The organism is Streptomyces sp. NPDC030991, assembly GCF_055571235.1.
The window spans coordinates 525,776-551,534 of record NZ_JBVIFR010000002.1 but is presented as its reverse complement, the minus strand read 5'-3'; the positions used below and the strand labels follow the sequence as shown (position 1 = coordinate 551,534).

The following is a 25,759-nucleotide window of genomic DNA, read 5'->3' as shown; positions in this document are numbered from 1 at the left end:
GACGCGTGGCTCAGCCTTGTACCGCCAGGACCAGCGGCAACGCCGCCTCGGCGCCCGCCCGGCGCAGCAGTCGTGCGGCCATCGCCAGCGTCCAGCCGGTCTCCGTGTAGTCGTCGACGAGCAGAACCGGGCCGCCCGCGCGCGCGAGCGCCTCGGTCAGCTCGGGCGGCAGCATCAATGTGCCCTCCAGGGCACGAAGGCGCTGTGCGCTGTTGCTCCGCGGGATGTGCGCGGTGTCACTGCCCGGGGCGTACTCGATGCGCCCCAGCAGCGGCATGCGACCCACCTGTGCGATGCCCGCGCCCAGCGATTCGATGAGCTGGGGACGCGTGTGGGACGCCAGCGTGACGACGCCCACGGGGCGTGGCTGTGCGTCGGGGCCTCCGCTCGCCCACCCGCCCGGTCCCTTGGCCCAGTCGGCCAGGACCTCCACGACGGCCCGTGCGACATCGTCCGGTACCGGGCCGTCCGGGGCCTGGGGTGCGAGCATCGGGCGCAGCCGGTTGCCCCAGCCGATGTCCGAAAGGCGGCCGAGGGCCCGCCCCGCGCCCATCTGTTCGCCCGCCGGAATGCGGCCCTTGAGGTCGATACCGACCGCCGCGAGCCCGGTGGGCCACATCTTTCTGGGTTCCACCTCGACCCCGGGGCGACCGAGTTCCCCGCGCGCCGCGTTCAGCGCGTCCGGCGAGACGGCGGCCTCGAAACGTGCTCCCGCGCAGTTGTCGCACCGCCCGCACGGGGCCGCCGCCTCGTCGTCCAGCTGCCGGCGCAGGAACTCCATGCGGCAGTCGGTCGTCGTGACGTAGTCGCGCATCGCCTGCTGTTCGGCCTCCCGCTGTTTGGCGACCCACGAGTACCGCTCGGTGTCGTACGTCCACGGCTGCCCGGTGGCGACCCAGCCGCCCTTCACCCGGTGCACCGCGCCGTCCACGTCCAGCACCTTGAGCATGGTTTCCAGGCGCGAACGGCGCAGCTCCACCAGGGGTTCGAGGGCGGGGAGCGAGAGCGGCCTGTCGGCGTCGGCGAGTACGTCCAGGGTCCGGCGCACCTGCTCCTCCGGGGGGAAGGCGAGCGAGGCGAAGTAGCGCCAGATCGCCTCGTCCTCCTTGCCCGGGAGCAGCAGCACCTCCGCGTGTTCGACGCCGCGTCCCGCGCGTCCCACCTGCTGGTAGTACGCGATCGGGGAAGAGGGCGAGCCGAGGTGCACCACGAACCCGAGGTCCGGTTTGTCGAAGCCCATGCCGAGCGCGGAGGTGGCGACGAGGGCCTTCACCCGGTTCGCCAGAAGGTCCTCCTCGGCCTGCTGCCGGTCGGCGTTCTCCGTCTTCCCCGTGTACGAGGTCACGGTGTGCCCGCACTGGCGCAGATACGCGGTGACCTCCTCGGCGGCGGCGACCGTGAGCGTGTAGATGATCCCCGAGCCGGGCAACTCGTCGAGGTGCCCGGCCAGCCAGGCCAACCGGTGGGCGGCGTCCGGCAGTTGCAGTACGCCCAGACTCAGGCTCTCGCGGTCGAGCGGGCCGCGCAGGACGAGGGCGTCGGTGCCGCCGCCGGTGCCGAGCTGTTCGGCGACGTCCGCCGTCACGCGCGCGTTGGCCGTCGCCGTCGTGGCCAGGACCGGGACGCCCTGGGGGAGCTCGGCCAGCATCGTGCGCAGACGGCGGTAGTCGGGGCGGAAGTCGTGCCCCCAGTCCGAGATGCAGTGCGCCTCGTCGACGACGAGCAGGCCGGTCGCGGCAGCCAGCTGAGGCAGGACATTGTCCCGGAAGTCGGGGTTGTTCAACCGCTCGGGACTGACCAGGAGCACGTCGACCTCCCCGTCCGCGACCTCGGCCCGAACGGCGTCCCACTCCTCGACGTTCGAGGAGTTGATGGTGCGGGCCCGGATGCCCGCGCGGGCCGCGGCCTCCACCTGGTTGCGCATCAGCGCGAGGAGCGGGGAGACGATCACGGTCGGGCCGCTTCCCCGCTCCCGCAGCAGCGCTGTCGCGACGAAATACACCGCGGACTTGCCCCAGCCGGTGCGCTGCACGACCAGGGCACGTCTGTGGTCGGCGACCAGTGCCTCGATCGCGCGCCACTGATCCTCGCGCAGGCGGGCCGTCCCGCTCGGGTCCGAGACCAGACGCGCGAGCACGGCATCGGCGGCCGTCCGTAGCTCTTCGTTGCTCATGGCCCCTATGCAACCCGATGGGACTGACATCGCGCGAACGAGGCGGCGCGCTGTGGATAACTCGTGTCGTGTCCCTGATCGAGGTTATCCACAGCCAGAAACGGAGTTTGCCGATCCGCGGCATGGTCGTCCCATGACGAATCACATCGAGCCCGCCGGCGCGACCGGCGAGGCAAGGATCACCCTGCGCACGGCCGGACAACTCGCCGAGGCGCTGCCGTACTTGCTCGGGTTCCGTCCGGACGACAGTGTCGTCCTCGTCGCCCTGCACAAGGGGCGGTTCGGCGGCCGGGTGCGCATCGGCATTCCCGAGCGGGCCGAGGACTGGCCGTCCGTGGCGCAGCAGATGGCCCGCTGCCTGATCGGCGAGTGTGAGCGCAGGGACGGTCGGCCGGACAGCGTCGTCGTGTTCCTCTGCCAGGACGCGAAGACCTCGGGCGCGGACCCGGCGCGGCGGGTGACGGAGCGGCTGCGCCCGCTCGCCCAGCTGCTGCGCACGGCGTGCGGCAGCCTCGACGTGCCGGTCACGGAGGCGCTGTGTCTCTCGGACGGCCGGTACTGGTCCTACTGCTGCCCGCGCCCCGACTGCTGCCCGCCGGAGGGCAACCTCATCGTCACCGACGGGACCTCGGTGATGGCGGCCACGGCGGCGTACGCGGGCATTCACGTGCGCGGGTCGGTGCAGGAGGTACGGGCGCGCCTGGCCCCGCTGGAGACGGCACTCGTCGCGGAGCAGACACGGGCGCTGGACGCGGCGGCGATGGATCTCGTACCGAGGATCTTCGCCGGCGTCTCACGCGAAGAAGTGGAGGCGGAGACGCTCGACCTGGCACGCCGCGTCATGCGCCGGCTCTCGGAGGCTCCGCGCGAGGACGCGGATCTGGAAGCGGACCTCAGGGACGACGAGCTGGTGGCCCACGACGAGGCCGCGACGCTCATCCTCGGCCTCCAGGACCGACTGACCAGAGACCGTGCGGCAGAGTGGATGGAAGGCACGGAAGCCGTCTGCGCGCTCCGTCTGTGGAGGGCACTGGCCCGGCGTTGCGTCGGACCCTACGGAGAACACGCCGCGGCGCCCCTGACCCTCGCGGGCTGGATCGCCTGGTCGCTCGGCGACACCGTCGAGACCGACCAGGCACTGGAGATGGCCCTCACCGTCGACCCGGGCTACACGTTCGCCCAGCTCCTGAACGCGGCACGGGCCGACGGCATCGATCTGGAGCCGGTCCGGCGCTCGCTGCGCGGGAAACGGGCGGACCGGGAGACGGAGCCGACCACCCAGGACGCGGACGACACGGGGTTCTCGACCGACAGGGGCCTTGCCGGAGCGGCGGCCCCCGCGCGTCCGGGAGGCACCGTGGACCCGGGCGTGTCCCGAGCGGCACGCGGTCTGGAGGCCGCACTGCGGCGGCGCGGCGAGCGCCGTCAGCGGGCGGGCACCCGGCCGGCCCGGGCGGGAGCGCGTGCACCACGGCGACCGGCAGGAAGCCGCCGCGCGGGCAGGCGGCGCACCAGGGACGACGGATGAACGGGGCCACGCCCATGCCCCGTCGACCGGGGGGTCGGTGGTTCGCCGCGCTGTGGCGTTACTTGGGGCGGGGCGGCTCCGTTCATCTGGGTGTCGGTAGCGGCGGTCGGGCCCCGTCGGCGCATCCACCAGCCCGGCAGGATGCCGGCGCCTCGCGCGACCGTGCGCGAAGGGAGGCGCCCCATGCGGGGGATGCGACAGAGGCCGATCACGGGCCGAGGCGGCGTTCACGGGCCGAGCGGCCGACACAGGCGGCGTCGCGCAGGCGTGTGGAGCGTGCCCTGCCCGAGAGCCCGCCTGCACACCTACGGGCTGTGGCCTCTGAGCGAGTCGGTCCATGCGGCGCGGTCCCTGCGCATCACCCGCTACGGGGTGCGGCCCCTCGGCGAGTCGATCTACGCGGCGCGCCCCGTACGCACCGCCGCCCACGAGGCGCAGACCACCTACGAGAACACCTGCGCGCAGTGGCCCACCCACGTAACCTCCCGCGCGCCCCGAACCGTCTGCGCACTTGTCTACGCGCCGCGCATCACCTCCGCACGCGTCTCCTCGGCTCGAACCGCACGCCGAACCTGGCCCGTGTGCGGGCGAGTCATGACGACGATGGGCGGGGCAGCCGACGGACGCGCGGCATTCTCGGGAGGGGGACGGTCGTGACGGCGAACGCCGCGCGCAGACCCGCGAGTTCACCGCCCGGCGAGGCCCTGGTGGCGCCGCGGGGCGTAGCCGGACCAGCGGTTTCCGGAGACGATCGGCCACGCGCGCACCCGGGCCGCTCCTCTCCGCGCCCGACTCCGGCGGAGCCGGTCGCGGGGCCGCGGCGATCCGTCGAACTCCCGCCCATCCATTCGACGCTGATCTGCGTGGCTCTGCCGGGGCTCGCGATCTCCTCCGAGGACGGGCAACTGACGGCCCGGGGACTCGAAGGCTTCTATCGCGGCGGGCGGCGGCTCCTGTCGCGGTGCCGCGTCACCGTGGCGGGCCGGGAACCGCTCGCCGTGCAGGCACGCATGGTCTCGGCCGACCGCGCCCGCTTCATGGGAACCGTGCGGGCCACCCCGGAGGCAGGGCCGGACCCGGACGTCGTCGTGGAGCGGATCCGGCACGCCGACGGCACGGAACGCATCACCCTGCACAGCTCCGCCACGCGGCCCCTGCGACTGCCCCTGGAAGTGGCGCTCGGCACGGACCTGGCCGAACTCGGCGCGGTGGCCGCCGGAGACCCGGGGCGTGAACTGCCCGCGACAGTCCATGGTTCCGGCCTGCGATGGTCGTCCCCGCTCGGCCACGCCCTGGTCACGACGGCCCCGCCGCCCACGGACGCACTGGCCTCCGCCGGACTCCTGCGCTGGGAGCTCGACCTGCCACCCGGCGGCGCGCTGACCGTGGAGCTGAGAGTGCGGGCCGACGGCACCGGGATCGGCAGAGCCGCAGGGCCCAGCGCGATCCGTCCGCTGGCCGCGGCCCGGGCACAGGGCGACGACCCGCGCGTGGGGCCCCTGCTGCGGACCTGCGTCGACGACTTGCAGGCGCTGATGGTGCGGGACCCCGCGCACCCGTCGGACGTCTGCCTGGCGGCAGGCGCACCCTGGCGTTGCGGTCCGGCGCCGGCCGAGGCGCTGGCGGCCGCCAGGATGGTGCTGCCCCTGGGGACCCGCCTGGCCGCAAGCACGCTCCGCGCTCTTGCCCGTACGCAACTGGTCGCGCCAGGCAGGGAGTTCGGACGGCTTCCGGGCCCGCTGCGGCACATGGGTGCGCGCCTGCCCCCGAGCTGCACCGGCATCGAGGCGACGCTCCTCTTTCCCGTGCTGCTGGCCGAGGCGAGACGCTGGGGCCTCTCCGACCAGGAGGTCGCGGAGCTGCTCCCCGCCGCGGAGCGGTGCCTGCGATGGCTGCGCTCCGCGGCTCGCGAGGGTCCGTACCTCCCGGACCCCGGCCCGGGAGGACCGCTGCGCTGCGAGACACAGGCCCACGCCCACCGGGCGGCCGTCCTCGGTGCTGACCTGCTCGACGCGTACGACAGACCCGGCGGCGAGGAGCTGCGGCAGTGGGCGGGGCAGCTGCGGTCGCGGTTCCGGGAAGACTTCTGGGTCGAGGACAGGGGCGGCGGCAGGCCCGCGGCAGCGCGCACCGCGGACGGGCGGCCGATTCCGCTCCTGGGGAGCAGTGCTGCCCATCTCCTGGACACCGGGCTGCTCGGAGGGGGTGCGTACGCTCCGGGCCTGCTGGACAAGGTGCGGACCGAGCAGCTCGCACGGCTGCTGGGAGGCCCCGACCTGGACGCCGGCTGGGGGCTGCGGACCCTGGGCGTGAAAGACGTGGCGTACAACCCGTTCGGGCATCGTGCGGGAGCGGTACGTGTGCAGGAGACCGCGGTCGCTGTCGCGGGTCTGGCGGTTGCCGGGTACGAGAAGGAGGCGGCGTCCCTGCTCCGAGGCGTCCTGGCCGCCGCGGAGACCTTCGCGTACCGGTTGCCGGAGATGTACGCGGGGGAGCAGCGCGTCGAGGGCGGCGCCCCGCTGCCGCACCCGGCCGCCTGCAGACCCGCAGCCGTCGCCGCGGCCGCCGGCGTGCACCTTCTGGCCACTCTCACGGGCATCCGCCCGGACGCGCCTGCCCGGACGGTGACGCTGTCGCCGATGAGTGGTGCACCCCTGGGCGAGATCGGTCTGACAGGGCTGCGCGTGGCCGGACACGCCTTCTCCGTGCGGATCAGCCGACTCGGACTCGCCATGGTCGAGGAGGCCGCGGGGCATCTGCAGTTGGGCGGGTGACTCCGCTCCGACCTGCGGTGCTCCGGTGATGTTCCGGTGGTGTGGACAGGGGCGTGACCGGTTCGGTCATGGCCGGATCGGAGCAGGTGCGCGGCGCCCGCGAACTGGGGAAGCAACGAACGAAGGGACTGTTTATCGTCAGGCAGACGACTATGATCGTTCCATGTCGCCCTACGACCCGTCGGCCTTCCCGCCCTTCGCTGTCACCGTCGACCTGGTCGTGCTCACCGTGCGCCGCCACGCGTTGTGTGCCTTGGCGGTGCGCCGGGGGGAATCGCCGTTCCAGGGACGTTGGGCGCTGCCTGGTGGCTTCGTGCGGGACGACGAGGATCTGACCGCGGCCGCCGCGCGTGAGCTGGTCGAGGAGACGGGGCTGTGTGCCCACGATGCCGCCGAGCCCGCCCAGGACAATGGCGCGCACCTGGAGCAGTTGGGGACCTACGGCGACCCGAAGCGGGATCCCCGGATGCGCGTGGTGAGCGTCGCGCACCTTGCGCTCGCGCCCGATCTGCCGGCCCCGAGGGCGGGCGGTGACGCGCACAGTGCCCGCTGGGCCCCGGTCGAGGCGCTGCTCCACCAGGGCGGGTACGGGCGGGAGGGCGAGTTGGCCGCACCGCTCGCCTTCGATCACGCGCGGATCCTGGCCGACGGCGTCGAGCGGGCCCGCTCGAAGATCGAGTACTCCTCGCTCGCCACGGCGTTCTGCCCGCCGGAGTTCACCGTGGGTGAGTTGCGCCGCGTGTACGAAGCGGTCTGGGGCGTCGCCCTGGATCCGCGCAACTTCCACCGCAAGGTGACCGGCACGCCCGGCTTCCTGGTGCCGACCGGAGGCACCACCACGCGTCAGGGCGGCCGACCCGCCCAGCTCTTCCGCGCGGGCGGCGCGACGCTGCTCAATCCGCCGATGCTGCGGCCGGAAGTCTGATCGGTCTGCCGCCTTACCGGGACCGCAGACTACCGATCTGCCGATATATCGACTTGCTGCCTTGCTGCCCTACTGACACGTTGCCCTGCTGACCAGGGTGAGCTGCTGCCCAGGCGCCCCGGCTGCGACCAGCCTGCATGTCGGCCGTTGCGACGGGTTGTGCGTCAGCTTGCTGGCCGAGAGGCGCCATGAGGCGGGCCGTCTGGGTGTCGTAACGCTGTGCGTGTCCAGCGCCGCGTCTCGCGGACATTCCACGCCCCCGCCCTGCCCGAAAAGACAGAAATATAGCGTTATGTTGCTGGGGTACTCACGGGGCTCGCCTGCCGCCCGAGCGGTGGGCGGGTCCCGGCCGCCGGGCGGTCGCCCATCCTGTGAGAGAAGCGATGATCCAGGCCATCGGACTGACCAGTAACGCCCGTAAGGAGCGCCCGTCCGCGGTCGACGACGTGTCCTTCGACGCGCACACGGGCCGTGTCACGGCGCTGCTCGGAGCCCGGGAGGCCGGCAAGACGACCGTGGTGCGGCTCATGCTCGAACTCCAACAGGGCCGCGGTATCACCTACTTCCGAGGCCGCCCGCTGCACCGCCTCGCGCATCCCGCACGGGAAGTGGGCGTCCTGCTCGGCGATGTGCCCGGCCACCCGACCCGAACGGTCCGGGGCCACCTGCGCATGCTCTGCGCGGCGGCCGGGGTGCCGGCCCAGCGCGCCGACGAAGTCCTGGAGGTCGTGGGCCTGGTGAGCCTGCGCGACCAGCGCCTCGGCACCTTGTCCCGCGTCATGGACCGGCGGCTCGGCCTGGCCTGCGCCCTGCTCGCGGATCCGCACACGCTGGTGCTCGACGGCCCGGCGGACGGTTTGTCGATCCGCGAGAACAGGTGGTTGCACGGCATTCTGCGGGCGCACGCGGGTCTCGGCGGCACGATCCTGTTCACCACGAGCGACCCCAAGGAGGCGGCGCGGACAGCGGACCGGGTCGTCACTCTCGTCGAGGGGAAAGTGGTCGCGGACCAGGAGGCCGCCGAGTTCGCGCGCACCCGACTGCGGCCCCGGGTCGTCGTGCGCAGCCCGTACGCGGCACGTCTCGGCGTCCTGCTGGCCAAGGAGGCGCGCACCGCCAGGCGCACGGTCGAGGTGGTTCCGGAGGGCGGCAGTCGCCTCTCCGTGTACGGCAGCACCTGCGCGGACGTGGGGGAGACGGCGTACCGGCACGGCATCCTCATTCACCAGCTCGCCGACGAGATCGGGGACGCGGGACCCGCGGGGGCGCGGCCTCTCTCCTCCGGCGACAGCCCGGACACCCGGACAGTCACCCCGCACGCCGCCACCGAGGCCGAGGCGGCACCACACGTCTCCGGGCCCACCGCACCCCCCACTCCCGCAGCAAGCACCCCTCCCACAACCACCCCTCCGGCCGCCGGTCTCCCGATCACCAACCAGTTCGCCGCAACCCCCGCAACCCCCGGCGTCCCGCCCGCCGACCCGGCGACCCTGAACCCCGCGACCGCAAGCAGCGCTGGTCCCCGCGCCACACCCCCCGGCCCTCCACGAGCCGCAGCCGCGACAAGCACGTTCGTGCCGCTCGCCGACGCGCCCCCGCGCACCTCAGCCTCCAGAACTCCCGCAGCCCCCAGAACTTCCGCAACCTCCGGAACTTCCGTGGCTCCCAGTACCTCCACGGCCTCCGGAGCTTCCAGAGGCGTCGTCGAACGACGCGGGCAGGCCCCCGTAGCCCCCCTAGAGGCCGACGCGTCCAGGCGTCGCGCGGCCGTCCTGTCCCCGCTGCCGCCCCCCATCACCGTCCGCCCGGCCCGGGGCCCCCTGCGTCCCCTGCGCTACGAACTGCACCGCACGACCGGCATCGCCACCGGATACGTCACCGTCGCGCTGGTCCTCGCCCTCTCCGCTCTCCTGACCGTCCTGCTCGCTCGCGTGGGACACACACCGCAGCCCCGCCTGCTCGCCGCCTGGCCGCAGGAACTGCCCCTGCCGCCCGCCGCCCTCGGCGCGGGGCTGCTCGGGGCGTTCGCCTTCGGTGACGAGTTCCGCCATCCCGCGCTCGCCGCCGACCGCGGCACCGTCCCGCGCCGGCTGGGTCTTCTCGCCGCCAAGCTGCTCATCAGCGCCGTGACCGCGCTCCTCATGGCCGTCCTTGTCATCGGCTGCGGCGCCGTGCTGCTCCACCTCGTATACGGACCGGAGCTCACAGAAGTTCCCGCCGACTGGCGCTCGCTGGCCGCGAGTTGGTTCACGCTCGTCGTCGCGTGCGCGTGGGCGGGGGTTCTCGCGTCCGGAGTGTTCCGGTCCACCGCGGCCGGGCTCGCTGCCGTGGTGGCCGTACCCATCGTCATCGTGCCGCTCGTACAAAAGGCGTTGGAGGGCCCGTCTGTGCGAACCGCCGCAGGTCTTCCCGGCAGGCTGCGCGATCTCGCACTGGTGCACTGGCCGTTCGGTGCCGAGCGGCTCGTCGCCGCCGGAGTGCGGATGGTCGCCCAACCCGTGGGTGGCGCCCTGATGTTGTCGCTCAGCGCTCTGCTCTGCGCATATCTGCTCACAGTGCTGCGCCCCAGGGTGCGATGACGACCATCCGGCGCCTTCAGGGCCTTCGTTGTACGCAACTTCCTCTGTTGCGCCCACTTCTTTCCGATAAGGCGTCAATTGCAGCGAGGGGGGAGATCACCCTTTCGTGTGCTTTTCACCAAAGACCTCAAGGGAGTTGGGGACCGAGCCGACAACACATTCCGTGAGTACCCTTGCGCACACCATGATGACCGCCGCCCGCTCCGCCGACTCAGGCCTCGCCGGACCGGGCGAACTCGACCGCTACCCCTACACAGGGCCGACCGACCGCGTCGGCGCCCCTGTCTGGGACGGCCCGGACCAGGACCTCGGCCGCGTGGGCCGACGCGCCGCGGGCGGCCGGGGCCGCGGTCTGCATGGCCAACTCGTCCAGCAGTTGGGACAGATGATCGTCTCCGGCGACCTGGGCGCGGACCGCCCGCTGGTGCCCGAGGAGATCGGGCAGCGATTCGAGGTGTCCCGGACCGTCGTCCGTGAGTCCCTCCGCGTGCTGGAGGCCAAGGGCCTGGTCAGCGCCCGGCCGAACGTGGGCACGCGCGTGCGACCGGTCAGCGACTGGAACCTGCTGGACCCCGACATCATCGAGTGGCGCGCGTTCGGCCCGCAGCGTGACGATCAGCGCCGCGAGCTGAGCGAGATGCGCTGGACGATCGAGCCGCTCGCCGCGCGCCTCGCCGCCGGGCACGGCCGCGAGGACGTGCAGCAGCGCCTTGTCGACATGGTCGAGATCATGGGGCACGCCCACGCGCAGGGGGACTCGATCACGTTCTCCCGCGCCGACGCGGAGTTCCACTCCCTGCTCATCCAGCTCGCGGGCAACCGCATGCTGGAGCACCTCGCGGGCATCGTCTCCGCCGCCCTCCACGTCTCCGGCGGGCCCGTCACCGGTTGCGACCGGCCGAACGAGACGGTCATCGCGCACCATGCCCGCATCGCGGACGCGCTCGCCGCGGGCGACAGCTCCGGCGCCGAGGCGGCCATGCGCCACCTGCTCCTCGTCCACCCCGAGGTGGAGCGCGTGGTGCCCGCACCGCGCGAGCACTGACCGCCCCCGGGCGGTAGCGGAGCGAAGCAGTACGAATCTGGTGTCGCCGGACGGCGCCCACCCCATATGCCCTGTGCATGTGTAGGCGGGCGCCATTCGGCGACTCGGCTGTGTGGGTGAGTCGCTCGTACGGGACTGCCGCTCGCGCGCGTGGCCGTCCGGTCGGTCGACTGCCTGGCGTGACCCACCCTGGTTGCCCCGTTATGCCCTTATCGGTGAGTTTTTGACCAATTACGCGGTGTGACTCGGGCCACGCAGATTGGGCGTAACGCTCCTCGGGGCCACGCGATGACCTAAGAGGTGATGGCCGAGGAGGGAATACAGCAACCGTTCGCGGCGCTGTCCCTCTCCCCGGCCCCCGCCCGCGCCGTCGGCTCATCCCCAAGCCGTCGGTCGTCGGCTCCGGTCCACACAGGACGGGGCCGGAAGCCGTTTTCCAACGTTCCGAGAGGTTGTTCGTGTCGGCCAGCACATCCCGTACGCTCCCGCCGGAGATCGCCGAGTCCGTCTCTGTCATGGCGCTCATTGAGCGGGGAAAGGCTGATGGCCAGATCGCCGGCGATGACGTACGCCGTGCGTTCGAGGCCGACCAGATTCCGGCCACTCAGTGGAAGAACGTTCTGCGCAGCCTCAACCAGATCCTCGAGGAAGAGGGTGTGACGCTGATGGTCAGTGCCGCTGAACCCAAGCGTCCCCGAAAGAGCGTCGCAGCCAAGAGCCCGGTCAAGCGCACCGCCACCAAGACTGTCGCGGCGAAGACGGTCACCGCCAAGAAGGTCGCTGCCACGACCGCTCCCGAGCCGACGGCCACCGAGGCCGGCGTCGAGGAAGCCGAGTCGGTCAAGAAGACCGCTGCCAAGAAGTCGGTCGCCAAGAAGGCCACCGCCAAGAAGACGGTCGCCAAGAAGGCCACCGCCAAGAAGGCGGGCGGCAAGAAGGACGACGAGCTCCTCGATGACGAGGCGACCGAGGAGACCCCCGCCACGGGCAAGGCCGCTGAAGGCGAGCCCGCCGAGGAGGGCCAGGGCTTCGTCCTGTCCGACGACGACGAGGACGACGCGCCCGCCCAGCAGGTCGCGGCCGCCGGCGCCACCGCCGACCCCGTCAAGGACTACCTGAAGCAGATCGGTAAGGTCCCGCTGCTCAACGCCGAGCAGGAGGTCGAGCTCGCCAAGCGCATCGAGGCCGGACTGTTCGCCGAGGACAAGCTGGCCAACGCGGACAAGCTCGCGCCCAAGCTCAAGCGCGAGCTGGAGATCATCGCCGAGGACGGCCGCCGTGCCAAGAACCACCTGCTGGAGGCCAACCTCCGCCTGGTGGTCTCCCTGGCCAAGCGCTACACGGGCCGCGGCATGCTCTTCCTGGACCTCATCCAGGAGGGCAACCTCGGTCTGATCCGCGCGGTCGAGAAGTTCGACTACACCAAGGGCTACAAGTTCTCCACGTACGCCACGTGGTGGATCCGGCAGGCGATCACCCGCGCGATGGCCGACCAGGCCCGCACCATCCGTATCCCGGTGCACATGGTCGAGGTCATCAACAAGCTCGCGCGTGTGCAGCGCCAGATGCTCCAGGACCTGGGCCGCGAGCCCACCCCGGAGGAGCTGGCCAAGGAGCTCGACATGACCCCGGAGAAGGTCATCGAGGTCCAGAAGTACGGCCGCGAGCCGATCTCCCTGCACACCCCGCTGGGTGAGGACGGCGACAGCGAGTTCGGCGACCTCATCGAGGACTCCGAGGCCGTGGTCCCGGCCGACGCCGTCAGCTTCACGCTCCTCCAGGAGCAGCTGCACTCCGTGCTCGACACCCTGTCCGAGCGCGAGGCGGGCGTCGTCTCCATGCGGTTCGGTCTCACCGACGGTCAGCCGAAGACCCTCGACGAGATCGGCAAGGTCTACGGCGTGACGCGTGAGCGCATCCGTCAGATCGAGTCCAAGACGATGTCGAAGCTGCGCCACCCGTCGCGTTCGCAGGTCCTGCGGGACTACCTCGACTAGTCGAGACGTCGCTGTACGGCCCCACGAAGGCCCGGCACGCACCCGTTCGCGGTTGCGGTGCCGGGCCTTCGTCGTAGGCGGCTGAGGGGGGTGTCTTGCGGTGCGTCGACCGTACGGTGGGATCACTCTGGGTGTTCCATGGCAACCTGGAGTGAGGAGATCGTATGAGTCGTCCATTCGCCCGAACACTGACCGGGCCGCTGGCCGCGCTGATCGCGGCAGCCGTGCTGCCCCTGTCCTCGTCGGCCCCCGCGGTCGCCGACGAGGGGATCATCGGCGGCAGCCCTGTGAAGACGTCCGATTATCCCTGGGTGGTGGCCCTCGGCAGCCGTGACCGGTTCGGGGGTGCGCGCTCGGGACAGTTCTGCGGGGGCGTGGTCGTCGCACGGTCGACGGTCGTCACCGCGGCGCACTGCATGAGTGAAGAGGTGCTCGGGGTGCCGCGCACCAGAGTGAGCGACCTCAAGGTGATCACCGGACGAACCGACCTGCGGACGTCGGAGGGCGCCGAGATCCCCGTTCGCGACGAGTGGATCAACCCGAACTACGACGCCCACGCGAACTCGGGCGACGTCGCGGTCCTCACGCTCGCCACACCGCTGCCCGCGGGGGACGTGATCCCGATGGCCGAGGAGGGCGACCCTGCCTACAAGGCGGGGACGGCCGCGACCGTCTACGGGTGGGGCGACACGAGCGGCTCCGGTGCCTACGCGAACACGCTCCGTGCGGCGAAGGTGCAGGTCCTCGCGGACGCCGTCTGCGAGGAGGCGTACCCCGGAAACTCCGAGGGGACGTTCGTGCCGAAAACGATGCTCTGCGCGGGGGAGCTGGGCGGCGGCAAGGACGCCTGCCAGGGCGACAGCGGCGGCCCGCTGGTGGCGGAGGGGCGCCTCGTCGGCCTGGTCTCCTGGGGGAGCGGCTGCGGGCGCCCACGGAGCCCCGGTGTCTATACCCGGGTCTCGGACGTGGTCAAGGTGCTGCAACAGCACGCATGACGCGGATACGAGGACGGGCGGCCATCCCTCGGTGAGGGGGGCCGCCCGTTCACCGGCTTGACGCCGGAGCTGGCTCGTCGTGGGTGCGAGGCGTCAGCGTTCCTCGGTCTCGGAACTTGCCGGGACAGCGGTGAGCCGCTCGGTCTCGTCCTGTATCTCAGCGGCGATCTTCTTGAGTTCCGGCTCGAACTTGCGTCCGTGGTGGGCGCAGAAGAGCAGTTCACCACCGCTGGACAGAAGGACGCGCAGATATGCCTGGGCGCCGCAACGGTCACAACGGTCAGCGGCCGTCAGTGGGCTCGCGGGGGTCAGAACAGTAGTCACGTCGCCTCTTCTCTAGCTCGACGAGCTGTCGTACCAGGGTCAACATCCAACCAGGCCGAAAACGTTCCCGCTCGCGGCTTTTCCTCGAAAACTTTCTTCGAGACCGGCTGTCTGCTGCCGGGTGGCGGCGAATGTGCCGTATTGCGTCTCTTACGTGTCTTACGGGTTCGCGCGTTCTGTCAGGTCGGTCCTCACCGGCCGGCTTGCCGGTTGTTCAAGAGGACGTGCCCGGAGCCTAAATGGTTCATGCCTGGAAGGGAACGTGATGTGTGCTTCACTCCATCGAAGGATCGAACACGCATGCGACGTTGGACTAGTCTGGGCGGAGGTGAGGGTGGCGTTACAACGGCTCTACCAGGCCTCGGTACCCTCTGACGGGCGACCGAAGCCGGCCCCTTACCCATGAGGGCCCCATCTGAAATTCAGCGAGGAGCGAACCGCGTGACCGCCGACACGTCCGTGCCGTCCACAGCGTTGCTGTCCGGATCAGACCGGGACGGTTCCAACTACACCGCGCGGCACCTTCTCGTCCTCGAGGGGCTCGAAGCCGTACGCAAGCGTCCCGGCATGTATATCGGCTCGACCGACAGCCGCGGACTGATGCACTGCCTCTGGGAGATCATCGACAACTCCGTCGACGAGGCTCTGGGCGGGTTCTGCGACCACATCGAGGTGATCCTGCACGACGACGCCTCCGTGGAGGTGCGGGACAACGGCCGCGGCATCCCCGTGGACGTGGAGCCCAAGACCGGCCTCTCCGGGGTCGAGGTCGTCATGACCAAGCTCCACGCGGGCGGCAAGTTCGGCGGCGGCTCCTACGCCGCTTCCGGCGGTCTGCACGGAGTGGGCGCCTCGGTGGTGAACGCGCTGTCGGCACGCCTCGACGTGGAGGTGGACCGTGGTGGCCACACGCACGCGATCAGCTTCCGGCGCGGTGTCCCCGGCGCGTTCTCCAAGCCCGGACCCGACGCGCCCTTCGACCCCTCGGTGCGGCTGAGCAAGGTCAAGAAGGTGCCGAAGAACCGCGTCGGCACGCGTGTCCGCTACTGGGCGGACCGGCAGATCTTCCTCAAGGACGCGAAGCTCTCGCTGGAGAACCTGCACCAGCGCGCCCGCCAGACCGCCTTCCTGGTGCCCGGCCTGACCATCGTCGTCCGCGACGAGTTCGGCCTCGGCGACGGCGGCAGCAAGGGCGAGGAGAGCTTCCGCTTCGACGGCGGCATCAGCGAGTTCTGCGAGTACCTGGCCCAGGACAAGCCGGTCTGCGACGTCCTGCGCCTCACCGGGCAGGGCAGCTTCAAGGAGACCGTGCCGGTGCTCGACGAGTACGGCCAGATGACGCCGACCGAGGTCACCCGCGAGCTCGGTGTCGACATCGCGATGCGCTGGGGCACCGGCTACGACACGAACATCAAGTCGTTCGTCAACATCATCGCCACCCCCAAGGGCGGCACCCATGTGAGCGGCTTCGAGCGCTCGCTCACGAAGACGATGAACGAGGTGATGCGCTCCCAGAAGCTGCTGCGGGTCGCCGAGGACGACGTCATCAAGGACGACGCCCTGGAGGGCCTGACGGCCGTCGTCACGGTGCGCCTGGCGGAGCCGCAGTTCGAGGGGCAGACCAAGGAGGTCCTGGGCACCTCGGCGGCCAACCGGATCGTCGCCAACGTCCTGGCCAAGGAGCTCAAGGCCTTCCTGACGTCCACCAAGCGCGACGCCAAGGCGCAGGCCCGCTCCGTCATGGAGAAGGCCGTCGCCGCGGCCCGTACGCGCATCGCGGCCCGTCAGCACAAGGACGCGCAGCGCCGCAAGACGGCCCTGGAGTCGTCGTCCCTGCCCGCGAAGCTCGCGGACTGCCGGAGCGACGACGTGGAGCGCAGCGAGCTGTTCATCGTCGAGGGCGACTCCGCGCTCGGCACCGCCAAGCTCGCCCGGAACTCCGAGTTCCAGGCGCTCCTGCCGATCCGCGGCAAGATCCTCAACGTACAGAAGTCGTCCGTCTCGGACATGCTGAAGAACGTCGAGTGCGGCGCGATCATCCAGGTCATAGGGGCTGGATCCGGCCGCACGTTCGAACTCGACGCGGCGCGTTACGGAAAGATCATCCTGCTCGTGGACGCCGACGTCGACGGCGCGCACATCCGCTGCCTGCTGCTGACGCTGTTCCAGCGCTACATGCGGCCCATGGTCGAGGCCGGCCGCGTCTTCGCCGCCGTGCCGCCACTGCACCGCATCGAACTGGTCCAGCCGAAGAAGGGCCAGGACAAGTACGTCTACACGTACTCGGACCGCGAGCTGCGGGAGACGATGCTGGAACTGCAGCGCAAGGGCGTCCGGTACAAGGACTCGATCCAGCGCTACAAGGGTCTGGGCGAGATGGACGCCGACCAGCTGGCCGAGACCACGATGGACCCGCGACACCGCACGCTCCGCCGGATCAACATCGGCGAGCTGGACGCCGCGGAGCAGGTCTTCGACCTGCTCATGGGCAATGACGTGGCGCCGCGCAAGGAGTTCATCAGCAGCTCCGCCGCGACGCTCGACCGCTCGCGGATCGACGCGTAGCGCTCCCGCCATGCGGCTCCACCCCTGGGTGGAGCCGCATGATCCACCCACGATCCACCCCGGCTCCGATCCGTTGACCCGCTGTTCTCCGTAGCGTCGAAGGCGTTGAACCACTCTCCGCTCCCGACCGTTCCACGGAGGCTGTCATGTCCGGGTTCACCGATGTTCTGGTGATCGTCGCCGTTGCCGTGCTCGTCCTTGTGCGCCAGTTCAGGACCGAGCGTCTGTCCATGGACCGCAAGTGGTGGCTGCTCCCCGGGCTCCTCGGTTTCCTCGCTCTGCAAAACGGCTCCGTCACGGACCCGCACCACCTGACGGGCTCGGTCGCCCTGCTCGTCGTCGAACTGCTGGTCAGCCTCGGCCTCGGCATCGGATGGGCGTTCACGACACGCGTCTGGGCCGACGAACAGGGCGACGTGTGGACCAAGGGCACAGTGGCGACGGCCGGCACGTGGCTCGGCGGCCTCGCGGCCCGCGCGGCCGTCGTCGGCATCGGCCTGGCGATGGGCGTCCACCTCGGGAGCTCCGCGCTCATGCTGGGCTTCGCCCTCTCGCTCCTGGTCCGCTCCGGCCTCCTGATGTGGCGGGCCGGCGGCCTGCGGTCGGCGTACGTCGGTCCCCTCGCGCAGCCGGCCTGGGAGTACCGCGGGTGAGCCGGGACCACTGGACGACGTGGCCCTCGCGGGAGGCGCTCTCCCGCGAGGGGCTCACACGCGCGCGAAGGATGCTGGCGGGGGCCGTCCGGACAGCCGTGCTTGTGATCCTGCTGTGGACCGCGGTCACGCAGCGGGACATCGCCGACTGGGCCGTCATGGCGGCGCCGGTGGGGCTGCTGGCCTGCGCGGCAGCAGCCTGGGCCTTCTTCCGCACCACGCTCGAACACCGGCTGTGGCCCTCGCTCGGACTGCTCGCGCTCCTCCTGCTGCTCGCGACGGGCGCCCAGCACGTCGGGTTCCTGGGCCCTGCCATCGTGCTGTGGTGCGGCTGTGCGATCTCCGCGCTGGAGCGCATGCCGCTCGCCGCCGCGCTGCCCGCCACGGCGGTCGCGCTCACCGGATTTGCGCTCGTCAACAACGACGCCTGGCTGACCACCGCCGTCGTCGCGGTGGGGCTCTTTCTCTCCGGCTACGTGCTGCGCCTCGACGCCGAGGCCAGGGGCAGCGCCCAGCGGCTGCTCGTGCAGGAACGCGCGGCGCGGGCCGCGGAGGCCGAATCCGCGGCGCTCGCCGAACGGTCCAGAATCGCCCGCGAGATCCACGACGTTCTCGCCCACAGCCTCTCCGCGCAACTCGTGCACCTGGAGGCGGCCCGGCTGCTCATCGAGCGCGGGGCCGACCGGGAGCAGATTCTGGAGCGGGTCGTGGCGGCGCGCGGCATGGCCCGCGACGGGCTGGCGGAGACCAGGCAGTCACTCTCCGCCCTGCGCGGTGAGATGACGCCGCTGGAGGACTTCCTGCGGGAGCTGACCGCGGCCTGCGACGGGGCCTCACTGGCCGTCACGGGTGCGCGCGGGCCCCTGTCGGCCGAGGCGTCCCAGGCGGTGCGCAGGGTCGCCCAGGAGGCGCTGACGAACGTACGCAAGCACGCGCCCGGTGCGAAGGCCGTGATGCGGCTGGAGTACGGGCCGGGCGAGGTGGTCCTGGAGGTACGGGACTCGGGAGCGTCCCGCCCGCACGAGGAGCTCGCTGTCAGTGGCTCCGGCTACGGTCTGTTGGGGATGAGGGAGCGCGCCGAGCTGCTGGGCGGGACGCTGGAGGCCGGGCCGTGCGAGGAGGGCTTTGTGGTCACGTTGAAGGTTCCCCGGTGAGCGGGGCCGACGCGGAGGGCGGTGCCGGGCGGGCGCCGGCGCGCGTGGTCGTGGTCGACGACCAGACCGTGGTCCGCGAAGGCATCGTGATGCTGCTCGGGCTGCTGCCCGGCATCGAGGTCGTCGGGGCCGGAGGGGACGGGGAGCAGGCGGTCGCGCTCGTGGCCGAACTGGACCCGGACGTCGTCCTGATGGACCTGCGCATGCCGCGCTGCGACGGCGTGGAGGCGACGCGCCGCATTCGCGCGGAGCATCCCGGCACCCAGGTCATCATCCTGACCACGTACGCCGACGACGCGTCGCTCTTCCCGGCGCTCAAGGCGGGAGCGCGCGGTTACCTGACGAAGGACGCCGGCGGGGACGAGATCGTCCGCGTCGTGGAGGACGTGCTGTCCGGCGACGCGGGTCTCTCGCCGAAGATCCAACGGCGGCTCCTGGAGAGACTGTCGCAGCCCGAGCCCGCCACCCCCGTGCCCCAGGAGCCGCCGGACGGACTGACGGCCCGGGAGGCCGAGGTTCTGGCGCTGATCGCCGACGGCCTGAGCAACCAGGAGATCGCCGGAGCGCTCCATGTCTCCACGGCTACGGTGAAGACCCACATCAACAACCTGTTCGCGAAGACGGGGCTCAAGGACCGCGCCCAGGCGGTCCGTTACGCGTATCGGCACGGGCTCGCCGCTCCGCCGGGGGCGTCCATCACCTAATGGGGTGAAGGGCTTGCGAGGAGAGTCCGGGATCTTCCCGTTCTGTCCATCCTTGGGCACGCGGCCGTAGTGGGCCGCGGACAAGGAGAGTTCGGTGGAGAAGTACGACGGGCGCGAGACGGCGCCCGCCCTGACCGGTGATCGCGGTGGCATCGGCGATCCCTGGTACGACGCGCTGGCCTCGGGGTGGGGCGAATGGGACGGCACGAGCGCCCCGGCGCCCGTCGTGCCCCTTCAGCCCGTGCACCGGGAGCGGAGCACGGCGGGGGTGTACCTGGAGGTGCAGCACAGCGCCGCCTTCCAGGAAGTGCGCGGGCGCTACCGGAGGTTCGTCGTCCCCGCGGTCGTGATCTTCTTCGCCTGGTACCTCGCGTACGTCGTGGCCGCCACGAGCGCGCCCGCGCTGATGGCCCGGCCGGTCGCCGGGTCGGTCAACGTGGCGATGGTGGCGGGTCTCGGCCAGTTCGCCAGTACGTTCCTGCTGACGTGGCTGTACGCGCGCCACGCCCGGCTCCGCCGGGACCGGCTCGCGCTCGAACTGCGGTGGGACACGCAGGAGATGACCCGTGGCATCGACGACTCCGTCGGGATGAACGGTTCGGCGCGGCTGACCGGTCCGACCCCCGCGGGGAGCGCCGGCCACGAGGGCGGCCCGGCGCGGAGCGAGGGTGGCCGGCTGTGACGCATCAGACTCTGGCGCTGGTCCTCTTCAGCGCGTTCGTGGCGGTCACCCTCGCCATCACCACCTGGGTGGGGCGCAAACGGCACGGTTCCGCCGAGGAGTTCTACGCGGGTGGCCGTCTCTTCTCGCCGATGGAGAACGGATTCGCCATCGCCGGGGACTACATGTCGGCCGCTTCGTTCCTCGGCATCTCCGGGCTGATCGCGCTCTTCGGGTACGACGGCCTCCTGTACTCGGTGGGCTTCCTCGTCGCCTGGCTCGTCGTGCTTCTCCTGGTCGCCGAACTGGTGCGCAACTGCGGCCGGTTCACCATGGCCGATGTCGTGGCGTCCCGCATGCGGGAGCGGCCGGTGCGCATCGCCGCGGGAACTTCCTCGGTCACCGTCTCCGTTCTCTATCTGGTGGCGCAGATGGTGGGGGCGGGCAGCCTGGTTGCGCTGCTGCTGGGTGGCAGGAGCGGGGCGGCGCAGGCATGGACCGTGGTCGGCGTGGGCGCCCTCATGGTGATCTATGTGTCGTTGGGAGGGATGCGGGCCACCACGTGGATCCAGATCGTGAAGGCCGTCCTGCTCATGGGCGGGACGATCACCCTGACCGCGCTCGTCCTGGCGCGCTTCCACGGTGACTTCGACCAGCTGCTGCACACGGCCGCCGTGCACAGCGGGCACGGCTCCGACTTCCTCGTGCCCGGCCTGAGGTACGGCGGGAGCTGGACCGCGCGCTTCGACTTCATCAGTCTGGGCCTCGCGCTCGTACTGGGCACGGCGGGACTCCCGCACATCCTGTCGCGCTTCTACACGGTGCCGACCGCCCGGGCCGCCCGCCGTTCGGTCGTGTGGTCCATCGGGCTCATCGGCAGCTTCTACCTGATGACGATCGTGCTCGGGTTCGGCGCGGCCGCCATCGTGGGATCCAGCGCCGTACGGAGCTCGAACGCCGCCGGGAACACGGCGGTTCCGCTGCTCGCCCTCGACCTGGGCGGTGGCGCGGACTCCACGGGCGGCACGGTGCTGTTCGCGGTCGTCGCCGCGGTCGCCTTCGCCACCATCCTCGCCGTCGTCGCCGGTATCACGCTGGCCTCCTCGGCATCGGTGGCGCACGACCTGTACGCCTCACTGCGCCGGCGCGGCGGGAAGCAGCACAGCGAGGTCGCGGTGGCGCGGATCGCCGCGGCCGGGATCGGCGTGCTCGCGATCGGACTGGGGCTGCTGGCGCGCGATCTGAACGTGGCGTTCCTGGTGGGGCTGGCCTTCGCCGTCGCGGCATCCGCCAACCTGCCCGTGCTGCTGTACTCGCTGTTCTGGCGGAACTTCACCACGCGCGGGGCGGTGTGGTCGGTGTACGGCGGGCTCGTGCCGGCGCTCCTCCTCGTCATGCTGTCGCCGGTGGTCTCGGGGAGCCCGACCTCCCTCTTCCCCGGCCTGGACTTCCAGTTCTTCCCCTTGGAGAACCCGGGGCTGATCTCCATCCCGCTCGGCTTCCTGGCCGGCTGGCTGGGCACCATGACCTCCGACGAACCGCCGGACGAGGCGAGACACGCGGAGACCGAGGTGCGGGCGCTGACGGGCGCCGGAGCCGTCTGAGCCGACGGCCTCCCGACGGCGGTCCCGGCGGGCCGCCCTCCGCTGCGGGGAGCGGCTCAGAGGCTGGTGGCCCACTCGTACCGGTGCTCGGGCCGGCCCGTGTCGCCGTACCTCAGGCTCAGCCGCACCCGCCCCGTGCGCTCCAGCAGCTTCAGGTAGCGCTGGGCGGTCTGGCGGCTGAGCCGGGTCAGGTCGGCCAACTCCTGCGCGGAGAGCGGGCCCTCGGCGTTCATCATGGCCCGCCGCACGAGTTCGGCGGTCGTGGGGGAGTGCCCCTTCGGCAGCTCGGGCGCGGGCGTGGCCGACAGCGCGCCGAAGATCCGGTCGACCTCCGCCTGCTCGGCCTCACCCCCGCCGTCGAGGGTGCGGCGCAAGGTCGCGTACGCCTCCAGCTTGCCCCGCAGGCCCGCGAACGAGAACGGCTTGACCAGGTATTGCAACGCGCCGTGCCGCATGGCGGCCTGGACGGTGGCCACGTCACGCGCCGCGGTCACCATGATCACGTCGATCTGGTGACCGCGCTCGCGCACCGCGCGGGCGACGTCGAGGCCCGTCTCGTCCGGCAGGTAGTGATCGAGGAGGACGAGATCGATCGCGCGTTCCTCGATGCGTGCCAGGGCCTCGGCGGCGCTGTGTGCCTTGGCGGCCACGCGGAAACCGGGCACCTTCGCCACGTAGGCGGCGTTCACGTCGGCGACGCGGATGTCGTCGTCCACGACCAGGACCTCGATCACCGGGCCTCCTCGGCAGCGCTGGGGACGGTCTCCGCCAGGGCCTCCGGCAGGACCACGACGAACTCGGCGCCCCCGCTGGGCGCCGCGGTCACCTCGGCCGTGCCGCCCTGCCGCTCGGCGAGCCGCCGCACCAGGGCGAGCCCGATGCCGCGCCTGCCGTACGCCGGTGGCTGCTTGGTGGACCAGCCTTCCACGAAGACGGTCTCGCGCCGCTCCGCCGGGACCCCCGGCCCCGTATCGCGTACGCGCAGGACCGCGGTGCGCCCCTCCGCCCGCAGAACCACCTCCACGCGCGCGTGGCGCCCCGAGCCGGCCGCCGCGTCCAAGGCGTTGTCGACGAGGTTGCCGACGATCGTGACCAGCCCGCGCGGATCGACGAGCCGGTCCGGCAGTGCCGTGTCGCGCGAGATCCCCAGGGCGACACCGCGCTCCGCGGCGACGGTCGCCTTGCCCACCAGGAGGGCCGCGAGCAGCGGGTCCTGGATCTTCTCGGTGATCTGCTCGGCGGTGACCCGATGGGCGCCCGCCACCTCACCGACGAACTCGGCGGCCTCCTCGTACATCTCCAGCTCCAGCAGGCCCAGCAACGTATGCATGCGGTTGGCGTGCTCGTGGTCCTGGGCGCGCAGGGCGTCGATGAGGCCGCGCGTGGAGTCGAGTTCGCGGCCCAGTTGCTCCAGCTCCGTACGGTCGCGCAACGTCGCGACGGCACCCCCGTCGTCGGTGGGCATCCGGTTGGCCACCAGCACCCGCTGGCCGCGCACGGTCAGCAGATCGGTGCCGGTGACGCGGCCCGTGAGCACGTCCGTCGTCCTTCCGTCGCCCAGCGCGTCCTCAAGGGGCCGCCCGATCGCCTCGGAGCCGACACCCAGCAGGCGCTGCGCCTCGTCGTTCAGCAGCCGTATGCGCCCGGCCCGGTCCAGGGCGACGACGCCCTCACGGATGCCGTGCAGCATCGCCTCGCGTTCGGCCAGCAGCGCGGAGATGTCCGAGAACGCCAGATCACGCGTCTGCCGCTGCACCCGGCGTGCGATCAGATACGCGGCGAGGGCCCCCACCGCCAGCGCGCCGCCCGCGTAGGCGAAGAGGCCCGGGATCGCGTGGATGAGGCGCGCGCGGACGCTGTCGTACTCGATGCCGACCGACACCGCGCCGACGATGGCCCCGTCAGCGGCCCTCAAGGGCACTTTGCCGCGCGCGGAACGGCCGAGGGTACCGTCGTCGATCTCCATCACCTCGTGGCCCGCCAGCGCGTCGCTGGGGTCCGTCGAGACGACCTTGCCGATCTGGCTCCGGTCGGTGTGCGACCAGCGCACCCCTTCCTTGTTCAGGATCACGACGTACTCGGCCCCGCTGGCCCGCCGGATCCGCTCCGCCGCGACCTGCACGGGCCCGTCCGCGGCCGGCCGCGAGGACTCGAGGTCGGCGGCGAGCCGCGGCTGCGCCGCCGTGGTCTGCGCGATGGCGAGGGCGCGCCGCATCGCCTGGTCGTCCAGCTGGTCGCTCAACGGTGCCAGGAACAGGCCGGTCGCCAGCACGGCCACCCCGGCGGCGATCGCCACCTGCATGAGCAGCACCTGCGCGAACACCCGCCTCGGCAGACCGAAGCGCAGACGGCGGGCGGGGGAGGTCGGGCTCATGGTGACGAACGGTACGGGCCGTTCCGCCTCCGGTCGAAGCCCTTGTGGCAGGGATCTCGTACGCCGCGCCGGCCGCGTCAGCCGAGCGCCGCGGGAACCTCACGCACAGCCACGACATCCATACGGGCCGGCGATCCGAGAGCGGCGCCGCAGCTCTCCGGGCGGGGAGGAAGCGAAGCGCCCCGGGCTACCGTCACCTGCCACTGGCGCCCGTCGGTGTGGGCGACGGTCACCTCCCACTGCTCCGCGTCCGTGGCCTCCGCGGGGGCCACGGTGTCCGTACGTACGACGGTCAGGGCGCCGGCGCCGTACTCGTGGGCCGCACGGCGCACGGCCAGTTCCGCGGCCTGGCCCGGACGGTCCCAGGCGGAGTTGCCGCGGCAGTCCTGGACGACGATCCGGTCGGCGCGCACGGCCTCCAGGATCTCCTTCACGCCCGCCGCGGTGGCCCTGCCGTAGGCGTAGCCGTACGGCAGCACCAGAAGGGTGGGGGAGAAGCGGTGGCCGCCGAGATGCGTGATCTCCCAGACGCCCTCCTCCACGGAGAGCGCGAGTTCGGAGGCGAGCGGCCGTCCCAGAAGCGCGCAGCAGCGGTCCCGCTTCCCATTGGTGCACACGAGCGCGAGAGGAGCGCCTTCATGCGGCTCGCTGAAATCGCCGTGGTCCCCGGCTCCCAGAGCGGCGAAGTCGAGCCGCAGCAACTCTTCCGGCGTCGCGACAGTGGTGCCACGCAGCCAGGTGTTTCCGGGGACCGTGTGGGCCACGTACACGTGGCGGCGCGCCGGAGCGGGCGAGTGGGCGTGCCGACCAGGACGTCGCACGAGTGCGACGCGCACTCCGGTGCCCTCGGCGGCGGTCTCCAGGGCGCGGCCCACATCGGGGTCCAGATGGCTCGCGGTCAGGGCCTTCGCCCCCCAGGGTCCGGGCTGCTCGATCAAGAGCCAGGTCCGGGCGGTGGCCGCGGTCCCCGTAAGGGGTTCGTCGAGGTCGATCGAGGTGGTCGCGCACGTACTCACGAAGGCGAGCCTAACCCGCTCGCGCGTTCCCCAGGCCGGTCAGCACAGCCGGATGTCGGGGCGGCGCGGGGGATGCACGCCTCGGCGGCCAGGGACTCGACTGTCCACGGGCGAGCGAGGCCGGTGTCGAGCAGCAGGGCGTGTCCGACCGCGGGGTCGCTGTGGGCGCGGTAGCAGGTGGGGAGGGGCCCCTGGACGCCGGACGTGCCCTGTGGTTCACGTTGTCCCGCGCGGTACGGCTTTGTGCGAATGCAGGACGACGGCCGCCGTCCGGAGGTCCGGTCGGCGGCCGTCGTACGTGCGGGGCGGGTCGGGCGTCAGGCGTCGGGGATGTCGCTCTTGGCGCGCAGCAAGGTCTCCCGGTTCACGATGACGATGCGCTCGTAGTCGGCGACCCCCGCGTCCGCCGGAAGTTCCTTCTTGAGGTCAGCGGTGGCCTCCGTGCCGATCACGGCGAAGTTCCCGTCGCTGAGTTCGAAAACATCGGGGCAGGTGGCGCCGGAGGCGCTTCCACGAGCGCTCGGGGGCACCCCGATGCGGCGTACGATCTTCAAGGGAACCGGTTCCTTCTGCAAGGGCGACGTTACGGCATTACAGTAATGCGCCCACCGGGACTGAAGAGTACCCAAAGGCGGGATTCCAGAGGGAGTTGGCCTGGAATTTCACCGGTACGAGTGACCTGTTGGGG

Annotated in this window: 19 protein-coding genes; 13 read left to right on the top strand and 6 right to left on the bottom strand. The window is 71.5% G+C overall.

The features are described 5' to 3' along the window. Positions 1 to 10 precede the first annotated feature (10 nt). Positions 11 to 2,173, bottom strand: coding sequence for a RecQ family ATP-dependent DNA helicase (locus ACZ45E_RS05945; protein WP_468217035.1), 2,163 nt, complete (start codon positions 2,171 to 2,173; stop codon positions 11 to 13). Positions 2,174 to 2,306: 133 nt separating this feature from the next. Here ACZ45E_RS05945 and ACZ45E_RS05940 point away from each other — a divergent pair, with 133 nt between their 5' ends. The 7 genes from ACZ45E_RS05940 (at position 2,307) to ACZ45E_RS05910 (ending at position 14,016) form a co-directional block, all read left to right on the top strand. Beyond that, positions 2,307 to 3,701 (top strand): DUF4192 domain-containing protein, encoded by a 1,395-nt coding sequence (locus tag ACZ45E_RS05940; RefSeq protein WP_468217033.1) that lies wholly within the window; start codon positions 2,307 to 2,309, stop codon positions 3,699 to 3,701. A gap of 863 nt (positions 3,702 to 4,564) precedes the next feature. After that, a complete protein-coding gene (locus ACZ45E_RS05935; protein WP_468217031.1) occupies positions 4,565 to 6,475 on the top strand; it encodes a glycogen debranching N-terminal domain-containing protein in 1,911 nt (636 codons plus the stop codon). Positions 6,476 to 6,638: 163 nt separating this feature from the next. Continuing rightward, the gene (locus tag ACZ45E_RS05930) at positions 6,639 to 7,400 is read left to right on the top strand and encodes an NUDIX hydrolase (RefSeq protein WP_468217029.1); all 762 of its coding nucleotides are present in this window, start codon (positions 6,639 to 6,641) and stop codon (positions 7,398 to 7,400) included. A gap of 383 nt (positions 7,401 to 7,783) precedes the next feature. After that, positions 7,784 to 9,979 (top strand): ABC transporter ATP-binding protein, encoded by a 2,196-nt coding sequence (locus tag ACZ45E_RS05925; protein WP_468217027.1) that lies wholly within the window; start codon positions 7,784 to 7,786, stop codon positions 9,977 to 9,979. 163 nt (positions 9,980 to 10,142) lie between these two features. Further along, positions 10,143 to 11,024, top strand: a complete 882-nt coding sequence (locus ACZ45E_RS05920) for a FadR/GntR family transcriptional regulator (RefSeq protein WP_468217025.1) — start codon at positions 10,143 to 10,145, stop codon at positions 11,022 to 11,024. 452 nt (positions 11,025 to 11,476) lie between these two features. Then, entirely contained in the window at positions 11,477 to 13,021 is a 1,545-nt protein-coding gene (locus ACZ45E_RS05915) for an RNA polymerase sigma factor (protein WP_468217022.1), read from the top strand. A 164-nt stretch (positions 13,022 to 13,185) separates the two neighbouring features. Beyond that, entirely contained in the window at positions 13,186 to 14,016 is an 831-nt protein-coding gene (locus ACZ45E_RS05910) for a serine protease (RefSeq protein WP_468217020.1), read from the top strand. A gap of 93 nt (positions 14,017 to 14,109) precedes the next feature. On the opposite strand, the gene ACZ45E_RS05905 is transcribed toward ACZ45E_RS05910, so the two are convergent. After that, the gene (locus tag ACZ45E_RS05905) at positions 14,110 to 14,340 is read right to left on the bottom strand and encodes a DUF7455 domain-containing protein (RefSeq protein WP_468217018.1); all 231 of its coding nucleotides are present in this window, start codon (positions 14,338 to 14,340) and stop codon (positions 14,110 to 14,112) included. Between the two features lie 441 nt (positions 14,341 to 14,781). On the opposite strand from ACZ45E_RS05905, the gene ACZ45E_RS05900 reads away from it, so the two are divergent. The 6 genes from ACZ45E_RS05900 (at position 14,782) to ACZ45E_RS05875 (ending at position 21,681) form a co-directional block, all read left to right on the top strand. Next, complete coding sequence (locus ACZ45E_RS05900; protein WP_468217016.1) at positions 14,782 to 16,905, top strand: DNA gyrase/topoisomerase IV subunit B; 2,124 nt, start codon at positions 14,782 to 14,784, stop codon at positions 16,903 to 16,905. Between the two features lie 146 nt (positions 16,906 to 17,051). Beyond that, complete coding sequence (locus ACZ45E_RS05895) at positions 17,052 to 17,558, top strand: DUF1453 domain-containing protein (RefSeq protein WP_468217013.1); 507 nt, start codon at positions 17,052 to 17,054, stop codon at positions 17,556 to 17,558. Continuing rightward, the gene (locus tag ACZ45E_RS05890) at positions 17,555 to 18,712 is read left to right on the top strand and encodes a sensor histidine kinase (protein ID WP_468217011.1); all 1,158 of its coding nucleotides are present in this window, start codon (positions 17,555 to 17,557) and stop codon (positions 18,710 to 18,712) included. The genes ACZ45E_RS05895 and ACZ45E_RS05890 overlap by 4 nt, the downstream gene beginning before the upstream one ends. Beyond that, a complete protein-coding gene (locus tag ACZ45E_RS05885; protein ID WP_468217009.1) occupies positions 18,709 to 19,416 on the top strand; it encodes a response regulator in 708 nt (235 codons plus the stop codon). Before ACZ45E_RS05890 ends, ACZ45E_RS05885 begins: the two co-directional genes overlap by 4 nt. Positions 19,417 to 19,510: 94 nt before the next feature. After that, a complete protein-coding gene (locus ACZ45E_RS05880) occupies positions 19,511 to 20,098 on the top strand; it encodes a DUF485 domain-containing protein (protein WP_468217007.1) in 588 nt (195 codons plus the stop codon). Beyond that, a complete protein-coding gene (locus tag ACZ45E_RS05875) occupies positions 20,095 to 21,681 on the top strand; it encodes a solute symporter family protein (RefSeq protein ID WP_468217004.1) in 1,587 nt (528 codons plus the stop codon). Before ACZ45E_RS05880 ends, ACZ45E_RS05875 begins: the two co-directional genes overlap by 4 nt. Positions 21,682 to 21,737: 56 nt before the next feature. Here ACZ45E_RS05875 and ACZ45E_RS05870 read toward each other — a convergent pair whose 3' ends face one another. The 4 genes from ACZ45E_RS05870 to ACZ45E_RS05855 form a co-directional block, all read right to left on the bottom strand. After that, complete coding sequence (locus ACZ45E_RS05870) at positions 21,738 to 22,415, bottom strand: response regulator (RefSeq protein WP_468217001.1); 678 nt, start codon at positions 22,413 to 22,415, stop codon at positions 21,738 to 21,740. Then, positions 22,412 to 24,055 carry a sensor histidine kinase gene (locus tag ACZ45E_RS05865; protein WP_468216999.1) on the bottom strand — a complete coding sequence of 548 codons (1,644 nt, stop codon included), beginning with the start codon at positions 24,053 to 24,055 and terminating at the stop codon, positions 22,412 to 22,414. The genes ACZ45E_RS05870 and ACZ45E_RS05865 overlap by 4 nt, the downstream gene beginning before the upstream one ends. 77 nt (positions 24,056 to 24,132) lie before the next feature. Continuing rightward, positions 24,133 to 25,071 (bottom strand): sucrase ferredoxin, encoded by a 939-nt coding sequence (locus ACZ45E_RS05860; protein WP_468216996.1) that lies wholly within the window; start codon positions 25,069 to 25,071, stop codon positions 24,133 to 24,135. A gap of 317 nt (positions 25,072 to 25,388) precedes the next feature. After that, entirely contained in the window at positions 25,389 to 25,625 is a 237-nt protein-coding gene (locus ACZ45E_RS05855) for a hypothetical protein (RefSeq protein WP_468216994.1), read from the bottom strand. Between the last annotated feature and the right edge of the window lie 134 nt (positions 25,626 to 25,759).